This window comes from Micromonospora sp. NPDC023814, assembly GCF_040639595.1.
In the GTDB taxonomy this organism is placed as follows: domain Bacteria; phylum Actinomycetota; class Actinomycetes; order Mycobacteriales; family Micromonosporaceae; genus Micromonospora.
Window position 1 is genome coordinate 68,516 of record NZ_JBFAAF010000001.1, and the last position, 16,421, is coordinate 84,936.

Consider the following 16,421-nt stretch of genomic DNA (forward strand, 5'->3'; position numbering starts at 1 on the left):
GACGTCGGTCCCATCGGCTACGCTGCCCCGGCTCACCTCCGGCGACCACGGTCGGCCGGGTGCTTACCGTTCTGCGAAGAGAGACAACAGTGAACATTCGACGGTGGAGCGTCGGCGTGCTCGCCGCCACCCTGCTCGTTCCCGGCCTGGCCGCCTGCAAGTCGGACGCCGCCGAGCCCGGCGCCGCCGGCTCGTCCGCGTCGTCGGCCCCGGCCGTCCCCGCCGACCCGAAGGAGGCGCTGCTCGCCTCCACCAAGGAGATCGAGAAGGGGAACTTCAACTTCACCATCGCCGGTGACGGCATCAGCGGCAAGGGCTCGGTGCACAAGCCCAGCAACAGCGCCCAGTTCACGATGAAGGTCGACGACGGCTCCGGCACGACCTTCGGCATGGAGATGATCTACATCGAGCCGGACAGCTGGGTGAAGATGGACCTCGGCGACCTGGGGGCGATGATCCCCGGCGCCGACAAGATGAAGGACAAGTACCAGCACCTCGACCAGTCCAAGGTCAAGGACGCCGGCGAGCTCGGCCTCAACATGGAGGACGTGGACCCGGCCGGCACCGCCGTGCTCGCCAAGGGCATCACCGAGGTGCAGAAGACCGGCGAGGGCAGCTACGCCGGCAAGCTCGACGCGTCCGCCGTGGGCGACGACTCGGCCGCCCTGGACTCCGACCTGGTCAAGGCGCTCGGCGCGCAGGCCAAGTCGCTGCCCTTCACCGCCAAGCTGGATGCCCAGGGCCGGCTCACCGAGCTGGTCATCTCGGTCCCCGCGGCCGGTGACACCAAGGCCCACGACATCACGGTCACCTACGCCGACTACGGCAACGCCACCGCCCCGCAGAAGCCGGCGGCGGACAAGGTCGTCGAGGCCCCGGCCTCGACGTACGAGATGCTCAAGTAACACCGGCACGACGGAAACGGGCGGCTCCGGCCGCCCGTTTCCGCGTTTCGGCGGTCACCCGACCGGGGCAACCGGACAGACCGGTGATTGTGCGACGCGGTGGCAGGGAACAACAGGGGAGCGGGCCCGCCCGGCCGCTCCGGCGGCCGGCCCGCGGGCTCGCGCGACGTAGCCGACGCGGTGCGTCGCCCGGTTTCCGGCGCCGTCAGGTGCGTCGGGTGACCCACGTGGGAGACACGCATGACTCTTCGACGCCTGAGCGCCGGCCTGGTGGCCGCCGCGCTGTTCACTCCTGGTCTGGCCGCCTGCGATGCCAGCGGGACACCGGAGGCGGGCTCGTCCGCCTCCCCGTCCGGGTCGGCGTCCGGCACGGTGGCGGCCTCCGGCGCCGCGACCCCGGTCCCCGGCGACGCCAAGCAGGCGCTGCTGGCCTCCACCCGCGAGATCAGCAACGGCAACTTCCGGTTCACCATGTCCGGCGCCGGCTCCGCGGCGGAGGGGCAGGTGCACGAGCCCAGCCAGAGCGCCGAGATGCGGGTGACGATCGGCCAGCCGACCGACGACCTGTTCATGAAGCTCGACCTGATCCACGCCAAGCCGGACAGCTGGGTGAAGCTGGAACTCGGCGGCACGACCGCGGGCAGCCTGCCGGGCGTGCAGAAGCTGAACCTCGGCAAGTACCAGCACCTCGACCAGACCCGGATCAAGGGCAACCGGAACCTCGGCTTCGACTTCGACAAGGTCGACCCGGCGGGCAGCGAGGTGCTGACCCAGGGCATCACCGAGGTGCGGCAGACGGGCGAGGGCGCGTACGCCGGCACCATCGACGTGTCGAAGGCGGCGCAGGCGGGTTCGGTGGACCCGGCGGTGGTCACGGCCCTCGGCGCGCAGGCGAAGTCGGTGCCGTTCACCGCGAAGCTCGACCCGCAGGGGCGACTCAGCGAGATGGTCATCCAGATCCCGGCCGCCGGCCAGACGAAGGCGCAGGACATCCGGATCACCTACTCGGACTACGGCAACGCCACCGCCGCGCAGAGGCCGCCGGCGGACCAGGTGGTCGAGGCTCCGGCGGAGCTCTACAACCTGTTCAACTGACGCGCGCCGCGTCGGTCACGGGGTTTGTGGTGGGTGACGTCTCGTCCCCCACAAACCCCGTGATCGACGCGCGGGGACGTCAGGAGGCGGCCTCCTGCCGGGCGGCGTCGATCCGGGCGCGGGCGCCGTCGAGCCAGCGCTGGCAGACCTCGGCCAGCTTCTCGCCGCGCTCCCAGAGCGCCAGCGACTCCTCCAGCGTCGTGCCGCCGGCCTCCAGCCGCTCGACCACCGACGCCAGCTCGGCGCGGGCCTGCTCGTAGCTGAGGCGCTCGTCCTTCTTCTCGTCAGTCATCGCTGCCATCCCACCACATCGTGTCTGCCCTGCCCGTTCAGCCGTCGACCGTGGCGGCCAGTTCGCCGTCGGCGAGCCGGACCCGCAGCGCGTCGCCCTTGCCCACCTCGGACGCGGCCCGAACGACGTGCCCGTCGGCCCGCTGGACGATCGCGTAGCCCCGGTCGAGGGTGGCCGCCGGCGAGAGGGCACGCAGCCGGGCCAGGGTGTGCCGCAGGTCGTCGTCGGCGGCCGCGAGCCGGTGGTCCAGGCAGCGCCCGGCCCGTTGGCGGAGCCCGGTCAGGTCGGTGGCCCGCTGGTCGACCATCACCTGCGGGCGGGCCAACACGGGCCGGGAGCGCAGCCCGTCGAGCCGGTGCGACTCGCGGTCGACGAGGTTGCGCACCGCGCGTTCCAGGCGGTGCCGGGCCTGCCGGATGAGGCGTACCTCCTCGGTGAGGTCGGGGACCACCCGCTTGGCCGCGTCGGTCGGCGTGGAGGCGCGCAGGTCGGCGACGTAATCGACCAGTGGCGCGTCCGTCTCGTGGCCGATCGCGCTGACCACCGGCGTGCGGCAGGCGAACACCGCCCGGCAGAGCGCCTCGTCGGAGAAGGGGAGCAGATCCTCGATGCCGCCCCCGCCCCGGGCGATGATGATCACGTCGATGGTCGGGTCGGCGTCCAGCACCTTGAGTGCGTCGACGATCTGCGGGACCGCGCTCGGCCCCTGGACGGCCACGTTGACCGTGCGGAACTCCACGGCCGGCCAGCGCCGTCGGGCGTTGGTCAGCACGTCCCGCTCGGCGGCCGACGCGCGGCCGGTGATCAGCCCGATCCGGTTGGGCAGGAACGGCGGTCGGCGCTTGCGGGCCCGGTCGAAGAGCCCCTCGGCGGCGAGGAGCTTCTTGAGCTTCTCCAGCCGGGCCAGCAGCTCGCCGAGGCCGACCTGCCGGATCTCGTCGGCGCGCAGGCTGAGCGTGCCCCGGGCCGCGTAGAACTCCGGCTTGGCGTGCAGCACCACCCGGGCACCCTCGCGCAGCTCCGGCGCGCCGGCGTCGAGGACGTCCCGGTTGGTGGTGACGGTCAGGCTCAGGTCGGCCGACGGGTCCCGCAGGGTGAGGAAGACGGTGGTGGCGCCCGGCCGGCGGCTGATCTGCGCCACCTGCCCGTCGACCCACACCCAGCCCAGCCGGGCGATCCAGGCGCCGACCTTCTGGCTGACCACCCGGACCGGCCACGGCTCCTCGGACGTGCTCCGCCCCACCTCGCCTGTGCTCACCCGCCCACCCTACGGCCCGCCGTCCGAGCTCCGTTGATCATGAAGCTGTTGCCCTGCTGACGGCGTGTCGTGGGCAACTTCATGATCAACGAGGTGGGTCGGGTGCTGGGCGCGGGCTGTCCCTGTGGCGGCGGTCGCAGTCGATGTCGCCGTCCGGGCGGCACGTACGATGGGCGGGTGACTCAGGCTGAAGCGACGTCCCGGACCGGCAAGCGCGTGCTCCTGGCCAAGCCCCGCGGCTACTGCGCGGGCGTGGACCGCGCGGTGCAGACCGTGGAGGAGGCGCTCAAGCTCTACGGCGCCCCGATCTACGTACGCAAGCAGATCGTGCACAACAAGCACGTCGTGCAGACCTTGGAGGCCAAGGGCGCGATCTTCGTGGAGGAGAACGAGGAGGTGCCGGAGGGCGCCACCGTCATCTTCTCCGCGCACGGGGTGGCGCCGGAGGTCTACGAGCAGGCCCGCACGCGCTCGCTCAAGGCGATCGACGCGACCTGCCCGCTGGTCACCAAGGTGCACCAGGAGGCGAAGCGGTTCGCCGCCGAGGACTACGACATCCTGCTCATCGGCCACGAGGGGCACGAGGAGGTCATCGGCACCTCCGGCGAGGCCCCGGAGCACATCCAGCTCGTGGACGGCCCGGAGGACGCCGACAAGATCACCGTCCGCGACCCGAACAAGGTCGTCTGGCTCTCCCAGACCACCCTCTCGGTCGACGAGACGCTGGAGACGGTGGCCCGGCTCAAGAAGCGGCTGCCGATGCTCCAGTCGCCCCCCAGCGACGACATCTGCTACGCCACCTCCAACCGTCAGCACGTGGTCAAGGAGATCGCGCCCGAGTGCGACGTGGTGATCGTCGTCGGCTCGCGCAACTCCTCCAACTCCGTACGCCTCGTCGAGGTCGCCCTGGACGCCGGCGCGCGGGCCGGTCACCTCGTCGACTTCGCGCACGAGATCGACGACGCCTGGCTGGAGGGGGCGCGCACGGTCGGGCTGACCTCGGGCGCCAGCGTCCCGGACGAGCTGGTGCAGGAGGTGCTCGCCCACCTCGCCGTGCACGGGTTCACCGACGTGGACGAGGTGGTGACGGCCAACGAGCGGCTGACCTTCTCGCTGCCGCAGGAGCTCAAGCGGGACATGAAGGCCGCCGCGGCCCGCGGCTGACCCGGCAGGGAACGGCGCCGGGCTTCGCTGCGTCCGATACGGGTATGAGGACCTTTCGGCTCGCCGCCTCCGCGCTGGCCGTCTGCGTGGCGCTGAGCGCCTGCGGCGGTCAGGACGGTGGCGGCGACATCCCCACCCCCAGCCCGACGGGAGCCCCAGTGACCACGCCGTCCAGCCCGGATCAGACCACCCCCGGCACGCCGCCGACCAGCGACGACGCGAGCGGCCCCGTCCTGCCCCCACCCACGAAGCGCCCGGGCCGGCCGACCTCGTCGCCGCCAGCGGGCGGCACCACGCTGACCGGGACGGTCACCCCCGGGGTCGAGCCCAACTGCCTGCTGCTCGGCAACTACCTGCTGATCGGCGGCCCGCGCGACGTGCTGAAGCCCGGCGCGAAGGTGACCGTCACCGGTCGGGTCCAGCCCGACCTGCTCACCACCTGCCAGCAGGGCACGCCCTTCCAGGTCGACACCGCCCGCCGCGGCTGAGCCGCCATCCGCGCGCAGGCGGCGCGTCGGGTGCTCATCGCGCGGGGTCCTGATCGCGGCGGGCGTCGTTGCGGGCGGGCAGCGGTGCCGCCGGGACTTCAGCGCGGGCCGGTCGCCGGCGGGCTCGGCGCGGGGCGGTTGCCGGCGGGTTCGGCGCGGGGCGGTTGCCGGCGGGTTCGGCGCGGGGCGGTTGCCGGCGGGTTCGGCGCGGGGCGCCGGTCGCCGGCGGGCTCGGCGCGGGGCGGTTGCCGGCGGGTTCGGCGCGGGGCCGGTTCCCGGCGGGTTCGGCGCGGGGCCGGTGGTCGGCGGGTTCGGCGCGGGGCGCCGGTGGTCGGCCAACTGCGCAGACCCGTCCCGCCGTGTGCCCTGTCGAGCTGCCCCACGGATAGGGGCAGGGCCGGCGGTGGCAGGCCCGTCGGGACGCCGCCTCGAACCGGTCTCATGGACGGGGCAGCTCGACAGCGTGGCGTGGACAATGCCCCGAGGCCCGAGGCCCGAGGCCCGAGGCCCGAGGCCCGAGGCCCGAGGCCCGAGGCCCGAGGCCCGAGGCCCGAGGCCGATTGGCTGTGGTCGGAGGCACGAACGGGCGGAGCCCGCCCCCGGGTGGGGGCGGGCTCCGGTGTTCCGGTGCGGGACGGGTCAGCTCACGGTGCCGATGGAGACGGCGCCGCGGCCGACGACCGCGCCCTCGGTGGTCACCACGGACAGCTCACCGAAGAGCGCCCGGCCGGCGGCCGGGGTCGACTGGGCGGTCACCGTACCGGTCAGGGTGGCGGTGGCGCCGTTGGCGAGGGTGAGCGGGGTGGCCGACGCCGAGAGGTTGCCCAGCGCCGCGGCGGAGAACGAGTCACGGTAGTCGTAGGCGGTGCTGCCACCGGCCCCGTCGACCGCGTAGCCGTCGACGACCACCCGGTAGGTGCCCGCCACGGGGTTGTTGATGGTCACGGCCTCCTCCGAGTCGCCGTCGGCGGCCCGACCGACCTCCGTGGCGCCACGGAAGACGAAGAGGTCGAGGTCGGCCGCGGCGCTGGCCGGGTTGCCGATCCGGGCGGTGAAGCGGGTCGCCCCCGCCGGCACCTCCACGATGAACTCCTGCGTCGCGCCCTCGGTGATGGTCGGCCGCTCGGCGTGCACGCTGGACAGCGGGCCGCCCTGGCCGGTCACCGCGACCGGGCCGAAGGTGTTGGCCAGCGACCAGGTCACCGGGGTCGCCGCACCGGCGTCGACCGACGGCAGCTCGATCACGGCCGGCTCGACCGCGACACCCTGCACCCGCGCCGTGAGCTGGTACGGGTTGTTCAGCGACGGCGAGGTCCGGCGGGACTCCACCTCGATCTCCCAGACCCCGGCGATCGGGTTCTGGTAGTCGCGCTCCTGCGGCTTGCAGGCGTTGGCGTCGGAGAAGTTGGTGTAGCAGGCGAGGCTGGAGGTGCTTTCCACCGGGACGCCGTACGGGTTGAACGCGATGAACCGCGTCTGCGAGCCGGTGGCGATGCCGGACAGGTTCACCTGGAGGGCACCGGTGCCCGGCGGCACCGTCACGAAGTACGAGGTGAAGCCGTTCCGGTCGACCGAGCCCTCGGCCGAGAAGGAGTAGTCGGGCTTCTGCACGTCGTTCGAGGCCACGACGACGGTGGAGACCTCGAAGTCGATGACCGAGGTACGCGGGTCGTCGATCGTCATGATCGCGCCGTGCGCGCCGGAGGTGGCGGGCTTGGCGGTGACCGTGACGGTGACGGTCTTGTTCAGCGGGAGCGAGACGGTCTTCGGCGCCTTGAAGGTGCCGTCGTTGCCGCGCAGGCCCACCACGTGCTTCACGGTGCCGGCCGGCCCGCTGGTACGGGTGATCGCGACCTGGTAGGTCTTCGACTGGCCGACCCGGTGCCCGCCGTCGGCCGAGCCGCAACGGTTGTAGACGCCGGTGCCCCGGTTCGGGGTGCCGAGCTGCCCGGAGAGCACGGTGCAGACCGGGGCGTCGGAGGTGTAGGAGCGGGTCTCCACGCCCTTGCGCAGCAGCTTCCACGCGCCCGCCACGTCGAACATGCCGTAGCCCTGGGCGTACGTCGGGACGTTCTTGATCGGCTTGGCCGACGAGTAGACGGCCCGGCGCAGCGCGGCCGGGGTGACGCCCTTGTCGGTCGCCTTGGCGGCCGACAGCAGCAGGGCGGCGGCACCGGCGGCCTGCGGGGAGGCCATCGAGGTGCCGTTCAGCATCGCGTAGCCCGGGGGCAGCGGGTAGCCGGCCTCGGGGACCGGGTTGCCGAGCTGCCAGGTCGGCGCGGTGGAGATGGCGGAGCCGGGCGCGGTGATGCTCGGCTTGACGCCGCCGTCCTCGCGCGGGCCACGGGAGGAGAAGTTGAACAGCGCGTTCTTCTGCTCCACCACCGAGCCGTAGTTGGCCAGCCAGGTGTCCTTGCTGATGCTCGCCGCGACGCTGACCACGTTGGCGGCCACCGACGGGTCGCCGATGGTGTTCAGGCCCGGGCCGGAGTTGCCGGCCGAGATGAACATCTGCACGCCGTAGGTGGTGATCAGGTTGTTGTAGAGCTCGGCGCGGGCGTTGTTGCCGTCGTTCAGCGCCGGCAGGCCGCCGATCGACATGTTGATCACGTCGACCTTGCGGTTGATCACCAGGTCGGCCATGCCGGTGGTGAGGGCGGCGTACGTGCAGCCGCCACCCCACGAGCAGGCGCGGGCGGAGACGAGCTTGGCACCGGGCGCGGCACCGTCGAAGGCGCCGTTGCCGAGCATGTCGTTGGCGGCGGTGATGCCGGCGACGTGGGTGCCGTGGGTGCTCTCGACGATGCCGATGTTGACGTAGTCGACCGGGCCGGGGCCGCGGATGGGGGTGGTGTCCACGTCCTCGCGGTACTCCACGACGAACGGCATCCGCTCGGCGACGGGGGTCGCCGGGTTGTCGGTGCCGAAGTGGCCGACGTCGAACTTCTCCTTGTACGGCCGCATCAGGGCGTCGTCGGTGAAGTCGTTGTTCTGGTTGGTGTCGACCCAGATGTTGTGGGTGGCCGGGTCGTAGAGGATGCCGAACGCGTCGGTGCGGTCCCCATCGCGGTTGACGTCACCGGCCGGGTCGCTGTTGGTGGTGACCGACTCGGTGAACCGGTTGAACCGGTAGGTGCCGGCCGGGGCCTTCCAGGTCGCGCCGGACGCGGTGAACGACGGGCCGGTCACCTCGGTGATCATGGCGCGCCAGGTGGCGTCCTCGAACGGGTCCGTCGCGGTGACCCAGTCGACGATCTTCCGCTCCCCGGTGGTGGTCTGCTGCAGCGCCGGGTGGCCGAGGTCCACACCGGAGTCCATGATGCCGATCGTGACGCCGCGGCCGTCCCACTCCGGGTGCTGCTTCACGAACGAGACCGCGCCGGTCTCGTGCGTCGGCATGTACGGGTTCGCGGCCGGGGTGTCGGCGCCGGGGCCGGGCAGGGTCGCGGCCTGCTTCGCCGCCTTCTTGCCGGCGGGGGCCACCTCGGGCGTCGGGTCGGGGAGCTGGATGGTCTCGTCCAGGTCCACGGCGGAGACGCCGGGCAGCGTGGCCGCCTTCACCACCTTCGAGGTGGGGACCTTGGCCAGGACGTAGCCGATGCTGTCGTACCGCTCGGTGACCGCGGCGCCGAGCGCCTTGAGGTCGGCGGCGACGTCCTTCGCCTCGCCCTTCTCGGTGGCGACGATCAGCGTGACGGTCGGGGCCTTCTTCGCTTCCGCCTCGGCGAGCAGCTTGGCGTCGTGCGAGCCCAGGGCCTCGACGGGGGTGACCTGCGAGGTGTCGGGGGCGGCGGTGGGTGCGGTGCTCGCGTTCGCGGCTCCGCCCGCGCCGGTCACGGCGCTGGCCGCCACGACCGACGCGAAGAGCGCGGCGGAGGTACGCCGGCTCAGGTTTCGGGGTTTGCTCACGTTCTCTTTCCTCCAGAGAACAGGGCCCTCAGATGCAGGGCACGCGTGACCGAAATCCTTCGGCGCAGGTCGGTGTCACTACCGGCGAGTTCGTTGTGACCACTTCGTGACGTGCACCGATGCGCATTGTCACAGCGGAGGTGGTAGGAATCGGCCGTCAGTCCAGTGTCGACCCACCGGTCGGCGCATCGGCCGTGCCCAGCAGCTCCGGCGCCTGCGGCTGGCGGGGGGCCAGCTCGACCTGCGCCGGGGCGGCCAGCTCCTCGTCGGAGACCCCCAGCTCGGCGAGCTTGCGGGCGCTGACCAGCACCCGGGCCTCCAGCGACCCCACCGCCCGGTTGTACGCGGTCACCGCCCCGCCCAGCGACGCGCCCAGCTTGCCGACGTGGTCGCCCAGCGTGGACAGTCGGCCGTACAGCTCGCGGGCCAGCGAGTGCACCGCCACCGCGTTGCGGGCCAGCGCCTCCTGCCGCCACGAGTAGGCGACGGTGCGCAGCAGCGCCACCAGGGTGGCCGGCGTCGCCAGCACCACGTTGCGGGCGAACGCGTGCTCCAGCAGCGTCGGGTCGCGCTGCAACGCGACGTCGAGGAACGGGTCGGCCGGCACGAAGAGCACCACGAACTCCGGCGTGCTGTCGAACGCGGCCCAGTAGGACTTGGCGGCCAGCGCGTCGACGTGTGCCCGCAGGTGCCGCGCGTGCGCGTCGAGGTGGGTGTCGCGGCCCCGCTCGTCGCGGGACTCCATCGCGGTCAGGTAGGCGTCGAAGGGCGCCTTGGCGTCCACCACCACCGACCGCCCCCCGTGCAGCCGGACCACCAGGTCGGGGCGGACCCCCTGGTGGTCGGTGGCGGCGGTGACCTGCTCGGAGAAGTCGCAGTGCTCCAGCATGCCGGCCGCCTCCACGATCCGGCGCAGTTGGTGCTCGCCCCAGCGGCCCCGCACCTGCGGCGCCCGCAGCGCCGCCACCAACTGCTTGGTCTCGGTGCGCAGCTCGCCGGAGACGGTGCTCATCGTGCGGACCTGTTCGCGCAGCTCGGCGTAGGCGTCGACCCGGTCCCGCTCCAGCTCGGCCACCCGTTGCTCGTAGCGGCGCAGCGTCTCGTGCAGCGGGGCCACCGCCCGGGCGACGGCCTCCTGGGACTGCGCGGTCGCCTCGTAGCTGAGCGCCCGCATGGACTGCTCCAGCCGGCCCTCGCCCTCCCGGGTGGCCCGCAGCGTGGCGTCCAGCCGGGCGATGTCGGTGGCCGAGCGGGCCCGGGCGGCGTACCAGCCCACCGCGCCTCCGGCGGCGAGGCAGACGACCACCACGGCCAGCGTCGAGAAGTCCACCACCGGAGCTTGCCAGACGCGTACGGCCGGACCGTCCCGGGTACGTTCGTGCCATGGAAATTCTGCTGGTGGTGATCCTGGCGGCGCTGCTGGTGGGCGCGTTCGTCTGGTGGCGGCGGGAACGCGCCGCCCGGGAGGCGCGGAGCCTGGCCGACGTGCGGGCCGACGCCCAGCGCTGGTACGAGCGCCTGGGCGGACAGGTGATGAACCTGCACGGCGACCACCCGGCGGTCCGCCAGGCGCTGGTCGACGCGGGCGAGCGCTACAACGCGGCCGGCAGCCAGCTCGAACAGGCCCGGACCGTCCACCAGTACCGCCTGGCCCGGGAGACCGCGCTGGAGGGGCTGACGTACGCCCGGGCCGCCCGGGTGGCGCTCGGCATCGACCCCGGCCCCGAGCTGCCCCCGCTGGCCGCCGCGCAGGGCGCCGGCGAGCTGACCCGGGAGCGGCAGGTCGACGTGCGGGGGCAGACGTTCAAGGCGGGCCCGCAACCGGGCCGGGACACGCCCTACTACTACCCGGGCGGGCGCTACCAGGGCCGGCCGGTGCCGGCGGGCTGGTACTCCACGCCGTGGTGGAAGACCGCGCTGGGCGCGGGGGCGGGCGTGGTCGGCGGCCTGTTGATCGCCGACGCGCTCTTCTCGCCGGCCTTCGCCGACCCGGGCTACGGCTACGTGGCCGGCTACGAGGAGGGCTTCGGCGACGGCGCCGACCACGGCGACCAGCCCGGCGATTTCGGCGGCGACCAGCCCGGCGATTTCGGCGGCGGCGATTTCGGTGGCGGCGATTTCGGCGGCGGGGACTTCGGCGGCGGCGATTTCGGTGGTGGCGGCGACTAGTGAGCTCCCGCCGGTCGCCGTGTTAGGAAGGGCACCTTGCTATACAAAATCCGTTAACAAGGTGCCCTTCCTTACACCTCAGCCGGTGTTGCGCATGCCGGCGGCGATGCCGTTGACCGTGGTCAGCAGGGCACGCTCCAGCGCGGTGCCGTCGCTCGGGGCCCGTCGGCCGCCCGGCGCGGTCGCCAACGCCCGGCCCGCCGCCCCGGACTCCCGGTACTGGCGCAGCAGGGCGACCTGGAGGTGGTGCAGCGGCTCCAGGTAGGTGTCTCGGACGGCCAGGGTGCGCTGGAGCACCGGGGAGTTCTCCAGCAGGGCGGGCGAGGCGGTCACCGCCAGCACCTCCTGCTTGGTCAGCTCGTACTCCTGCTCGATCTTGTGGAAGATCGGGTGCAGCTTCTTCGGCACCAGCGTCTCGACGTACCGGCGGGCGATGCTCAGGTCGGTCTTGGTGAGCATCATCTCCACGTTGGACAGGAACGTGCGGAAGAAGTGCCAGTTGCGGTGCATCTCGGCCAGCACGTCCGCCAGCCCCGCCGCCCGCGCCGCGGCCAGCCCGGAGCCGACCCCGAACCAGCCGGGCACGATCTGCCGGGTCTGGGTCCAGCCGAACACCCACGGGATGGCGCGCAGGCCGCCGAGCCCGGCCCCGGTGTTGGGCCGCTTCGCCGGACGGGAGCCGATGTTCAGCGCCCCGAGCAGCTCGGTCGGCGTGGACGCCCAGAAGTACGCGGGCAGGTCCGGGTCCTCGACCAGCGACCGGTACGACCGGAAGGCCGAGTCGGAGACCAGCTCCATCGTCGCGTCCCAGCGTTCCAGCATCTCGGCGGGCTGCCGGGGTGCGGTGTGCAGCAGCGTGGCCTGGAGCACCGCGGCCAGGGTCAGCTCCAGGTTCTCCCGGGCCAGCGACGGGAGCGAATACTTGTCGGAGATGACCTCGCCCTGCTCGGTCACCTTGATCGCGCCGTCCAGCGTGCCGTACGGCTGGGCCAGGATCGCCTCGTGCGTCGGCCCGCCGCCGCGCCCGACCGTGCCGCCGCGGCCGTGGAAGAGGCGCAGGTGCACGCCGTGCCGGGCGGCCACGTCGCGCAGCGCGCGCTGGGCCCGGTGGATGGACCACTGGCTGGTGGTGATGCCGGCCTCCTTGTTGGAGTCGGAGTAGCCCAGCATCACCTCCTGCACGTCGCCCCGCGCGGCGACCAGCGCCCGGTAGGCCGGCAGGGACAGCAGCTCGTCGAGCAGCTCGCCGCCCGAGTTCAGCTCGCTCGGCGTCTCCAGGAGCGGCACGAACCCGATCCGGGACCGGCCGCTGTGCACGTCGACCAGGCCGGCCTCGCGGGCCAGCACCACCGCGGCGAGCACGTCGTCCACCCCGAGGGTCATCGAGATGATGTACGACTCGATGACCTCCGCGCCGAACCGGTCCTGCGCCTCGCGGATGGTGCCGAAGACGTCGAACGTCTTGCGCGTCGCCTCGGTCAGCGGCGTGTCCAGCGTGGACAGGGGTCGACGGCCGGCCAGCTCGTCGGCGAGCAGCTTCGTCCGCTCGAGGCGGGTCAGCGAGGGGTAGTCGGAGACCTCGCCGACGGCCGCGTAGAGCTGGGCCAGCACCGCGTGGTGGGCCTCGGCGTGCTCCCGCACGTCCATGGTCGCCAGGTGCAGCCCGAACGCGGAGACCGTGCGGATGGTGGAGGCGAGCCGGCCCACGGCGGTGAGCTGGCCGGAGTTGCGGGCCAGCGAGGCGCGCAGCAGCTCCAGGTCGGCGATCAGCTCGGCCGAGCCGCGGTAGTCCCGGCCGGGCACGTGCGCGGTGCCCTGCCGTAGCCGCTGCCGGGTGTTGGCCAGCTTCGCCTTCACGCAGCGGGCCTTGAGCCGGTAGGGCTCCTCGGCGTTGACCCGGCGGAACCGGGGCGCCACCTCGGGCAGCGCGTCCAGGTCGGCGGCGAGGCTGGCGGAGAGGTCCAGCGACACCCCGCGCAGCCGCCGGGACACCGACACCTCGTTGATCAGGTGGTCCATCGCCTTCTCGGTGGCCTCGATGCCGTGTTCGTGCTGGATGGTCAGCACCTCGCGGGTCACGGTCGGGGTGACGAACGGGTTGCCGTCGCGGTCGCCGCCGATCCAGGTGCCGAAGGTCAGCGGCCGGGCGGTCGGGGAGGTTTCCACGCCGAGGGCGCGCAGCGTGTCGGCGAGGTCGTCGAGGACCTGCGGGGCGGCCTCGGCGTACAGGTCGCGCAGGTAGTAGATGGCGTTGCGGGCCTCGTCGGTCGGGTCCGGCCGGTCCAACCGCAACTCGTCGGTCTGCCACATCAGGTCCAGCAGCTCGGCGAGGCGGCGGTTGGCCGGGCCCTCGTCGCTGGCGCCGTAGAGGATCGCGTTGGCGGTCTCGGTGTCCAGCTCGTCGGCGATGGCGCGCAGCTTGGACAGGATCGACCGGCGGGCCGCCTCGGTCGGGTGGGCGGTGAAGACCGGGCGTACCGCCAGCCGTCGGGCCGCTGCGGCGATCTCCTCGGCCGGCACCCCGCGCTCGGCGATCATCTTGGCCGCCTGGTCCAGCCAGCCGCCCTGGATGGCCCGGCGGCGGCGCAGGTCCCGGGCCCGGTGCACCTGCTCGGTGATGTTGGCCAGGTGGAAGTAGGTGGAGAAGGCGCGGGCCAGCTTGGTGCCGGTGGTGACGTCGAGGCCGGCGAGACGCTGGGCGGCGCTCGGGGCGTCGGAGCGGACCAGCGCGCGGATCTCCTCGACCAGGTCGAGCAGCGGCCGACCCTCCTGGCGGGCGAGGGTCTGCCCGAGCAGGGTGCCGAGGCGGCGGATGTCGGCTCGCAACGCGGCGTCGGGGCCGTCGTGGTCGTGCTGGTCGCTCACGGGGCGCTCCTTACGTGAGTACGAAGGACAGCGCTGTCCGATCCCCTGGATCGTATCCACGGCGACCCCGTCGTCAGGAGGGGGTCCCGGTTTCGTCCCATTCCTCAGTCCGTTGGGGACGCGGGGCGCCCGGCCTGGCGGGGCGCCGTCCGCCGGCCCCGGACCAGGCTGGCGGTGAGCAGCCCGGCCGCGCCGAGGACGCACCACAGGGCGAGCCCGGTCACGGCCCAGCCGGTCGACCGGCGGTCGAAGTAGACGACGGATTTCAGCAGGTCGGTGGCCAGCCCCGGCACGTTCCACCGGTGCATGCCGCGCAGCCAGGTGGGGAGGAACTCGGGGGCGTAGATGCCGCCGGAGCCCGGGTTGCCGAGCACCACCAGCAGCAGGATCACCAGCCCGGTGCCGAGCAGTCCCAGCCAGCCCTGCACGGCGGAGGCGACCATCGCCGCCGCGAACACCGCCAGCGCCCCGGTGGCGGCGACGCCCACCAGGTCGTGGTCCCAGACGTCGAGAACCGGGCCGACCACGACCGCGCCGAGGGCCCCGAGCACCAGGCTGTACGCCGCCAGCGCGGCGATCCGCAGCCCGGCGCGGCGCGGTCCGCGCGGCGCGGTGCCGTTGCCGAGGCCGAGGACGGTGGAGGCGAGGTACCCGCCGAGGACGTACCCGACGGCCAGGTAGAACGGGACCAGCCCGCGGGGGTCGGTCCCGGCCACCGGCACCTCGTCGGTCACCCGCAGCGGGAGTTCGGCCTGCCGCGCTGCGGTGGAGAGCACCTGCACGACGACGTCGGCCGCGGCGGGCGCGGCGGCGCTGGCGGTGGTCAGGGTCAGCCCGCCCGCCGGCGTGGCGGCGAGCACCCCGTACACCTCGCGGGTGGTCAGGCCGTCGTCGGCGGCGCCCGGGTCGTCGTACTCGACAGGTTTGATCTTGTCGGTCTGGTTGCGCACGGCGGCGAGGAGGGCCTGCGCCTTCTGGTCGCCGAGCACCACCCCGACGGGCACGTCACGCGGGGTCGGCTGGTGCAGCGCGCCGACGTAGGCGGCGATGAACGCGATGGCGAGCGCGAGGGTGCCGAGCAGAAGCCCCACGGTCCGCAGCCGGTTGCGCGCCCCCTCGTCCACGCCGCCAGCCTAGGGCGGCTTTCGGAGCTTTCGTGGCGATTATCCCGGCCGAATCCGTTCGACTGACCCGATAGCGTCCGATCATGACGTCGCCGAGCTATCCCCCGAAACCCCGCCCCGGCGACCGGGTCGCGGTCGTCTCGCCCTCCGCCGGCCTGCCCGCGATCTTCCCCCACGTGTACGAGCTGGGGCTGCGCCGGCTGCGCGAGGAGTTCGGCCTGGAGCCGGTGGAGTACCCGACGACCCGGGTGATGGGCGCCGACCCGCGCGACCGGGCGCGGGACCTGACCGCCGCCTTCGCCGACCCGACGGTCACCGCCGTGCTCGCCACGATCGGCGGGGACGACCTGATCACGGTCACCCCGCACCTCGACGACGCGGTGCTGCGGGCCAACCCGAAGCCGTACTTCGGGTACTCCGACAACACGAACGTGCTCAACCACCTGCACCGACTGGGGATCGTGGCGTACCACGGCGGGTCGGTGCTGGTGCACCTCGGCCGCCCCGGCAGGCCGCACCCGCTGACGTTCGACTCGCTGCGCGCCGCCCTCTTCACCTCCGGCTGGTACGACCTGACGCCCGCGCCGGAGTGGGGCGACCGGCCGAACGACTGGCGGGACCCGGCGTCGCTGGCCCACGAGCCGGAGATGCTGCCGGGGGAGGGCTGGCGCTGGCAGGGGCCGTCGGCGGTCGTCGAGGGGCGTACCTGGGGCGGCAACCTGGAGATCCTGCACTTTCTGATGGCCACCGACCGGGTTCCGTCGGCCGGGGCACTGGCCGGGTCGGTGCTGATCGTCGAGACGTCGGAGGAGATGCCCTCGGCCACCGAGGTGTTCCGGATCCTGCGCAACATGGGCGAGCGGGGCCTGCTCGCCGCGTTCCCGGCGGTGCTGGTCGGCCGGGCGAAGGCGTGGGACTTCGAGCGGCCGCACACCGTCGACGAGCGGCGGGCGTGGGCCGACGCCCAGCGGGACGCGGTCGCCGGGGCGCTCGCCGCCTACAACCCGGACGCGGTGGTGGTGTTCGACGTCGACCTCGGCCACACCGATCCGCAGCTGATCGTCCCGTACGGCGGCGAGATCCGGGTGGACGCGGTCGAGCGCCGGATTTCGGTGCGCTACTGACCACCCGCCGCTGTCGGCGCCCGCTCGG

Annotated in this window: 12 protein-coding genes; 6 read left to right on the forward strand and 6 right to left on the reverse strand. The window is 73.1% G+C overall.

Annotated elements, in window-relative coordinates; all coding sequences use genetic code 11:
* Positions 1–89 precede the first annotated feature (89 nt).
* Both AB0G14_RS00330 and AB0G14_RS00335 read left to right on the forward strand, forming a co-directional pair.
* Positions 90–905, forward strand: a complete 816-nt coding sequence (locus AB0G14_RS00330; RefSeq protein WP_357692228.1) for a hypothetical protein — start codon at positions 90–92, stop codon at positions 903–905.
* Positions 906–1,145: 240 nt separating this feature from the next.
* Positions 1,146–2,000: a hypothetical protein gene (locus tag AB0G14_RS00335; RefSeq protein ID WP_357692230.1), complete on the forward strand. Its 855-nt coding sequence runs from the start codon at positions 1,146–1,148 to the stop codon at positions 1,998–2,000.
* A gap of 79 nt (positions 2,001–2,079) precedes the next feature.
* Here AB0G14_RS00335 and AB0G14_RS00340 read toward each other — a convergent pair whose 3' ends face one another.
* Together AB0G14_RS00340 and xseA are read right to left on the reverse strand one after the other, a co-directional pair.
* Positions 2,080–2,292, reverse strand: a complete 213-nt coding sequence (locus tag AB0G14_RS00340; RefSeq protein WP_357692232.1) for an exodeoxyribonuclease VII small subunit — start codon at positions 2,290–2,292, stop codon at positions 2,080–2,082.
* 37 nt (positions 2,293–2,329) lie between these two features.
* Entirely contained in the window at positions 2,330–3,550 is a 1,221-nt protein-coding gene (gene xseA / locus AB0G14_RS00345; RefSeq protein WP_357692234.1) for an exodeoxyribonuclease VII large subunit, read from the reverse strand.
* Positions 3,551–3,727: 177 nt separating this feature from the next.
* On the opposite strand from xseA, the gene AB0G14_RS00350 reads away from it, so the two are divergent.
* Entirely contained in the window at positions 3,728–4,714 is a 987-nt protein-coding gene (locus tag AB0G14_RS00350; protein WP_357692236.1) for a 4-hydroxy-3-methylbut-2-enyl diphosphate reductase, read from the forward strand.
* Positions 4,715–4,758: 44 nt separating this feature from the next.
* Complete coding sequence (locus tag AB0G14_RS00355) at positions 4,759–5,202, forward strand: hypothetical protein (RefSeq protein WP_357692238.1); 444 nt, start codon at positions 4,759–4,761, stop codon at positions 5,200–5,202.
* Positions 5,203–5,841: 639 nt separating this feature from the next.
* On the opposite strand, the gene AB0G14_RS00360 is transcribed toward AB0G14_RS00355, so the two are convergent.
* A complete protein-coding gene (locus AB0G14_RS00360; RefSeq protein ID WP_357692240.1) occupies positions 5,842–9,111 on the reverse strand; it encodes a S8 family serine peptidase in 3,270 nt (1,089 codons plus the stop codon).
* Between the two features lie 157 nt (positions 9,112–9,268).
* Positions 9,269–10,441 (reverse strand): DNA recombination protein RmuC, encoded by a 1,173-nt coding sequence (locus AB0G14_RS00365; protein WP_357692242.1) that lies wholly within the window; start codon positions 10,439–10,441, stop codon positions 9,269–9,271.
* 53 nt (positions 10,442–10,494) lie between these two features.
* Here AB0G14_RS00365 and AB0G14_RS00370 point away from each other — a divergent pair, with 53 nt between their 5' ends.
* Positions 10,495–11,280 (forward strand): hypothetical protein, encoded by a 786-nt coding sequence (locus AB0G14_RS00370; RefSeq protein ID WP_357692244.1) that lies wholly within the window; start codon positions 10,495–10,497, stop codon positions 11,278–11,280.
* A 78-nt stretch (positions 11,281–11,358) separates the two neighbouring features.
* Here the strand turns inward: AB0G14_RS00370 and ppc are convergent, their stop codons facing one another.
* Both ppc and AB0G14_RS00380 read right to left on the reverse strand, forming a co-directional pair.
* Complete coding sequence (ppc, locus tag AB0G14_RS00375; protein WP_357692246.1) at positions 11,359–14,145, reverse strand: phosphoenolpyruvate carboxylase; 2,787 nt, start codon at positions 14,143–14,145, stop codon at positions 11,359–11,361.
* Positions 14,146–14,249: 104 nt separating this feature from the next.
* A complete protein-coding gene (locus AB0G14_RS00380; protein WP_357692248.1) occupies positions 14,250–15,269 on the reverse strand; it encodes a hypothetical protein in 1,020 nt (339 codons plus the stop codon).
* 83 nt (positions 15,270–15,352) lie between these two features.
* Here AB0G14_RS00380 and AB0G14_RS00385 point away from each other — a divergent pair, with 83 nt between their 5' ends.
* Complete coding sequence (locus tag AB0G14_RS00385; RefSeq protein WP_357692250.1) at positions 15,353–16,393, forward strand: S66 peptidase family protein; 1,041 nt, start codon at positions 15,353–15,355, stop codon at positions 16,391–16,393.
* Positions 16,394–16,421 lie beyond the last annotated feature (28 nt).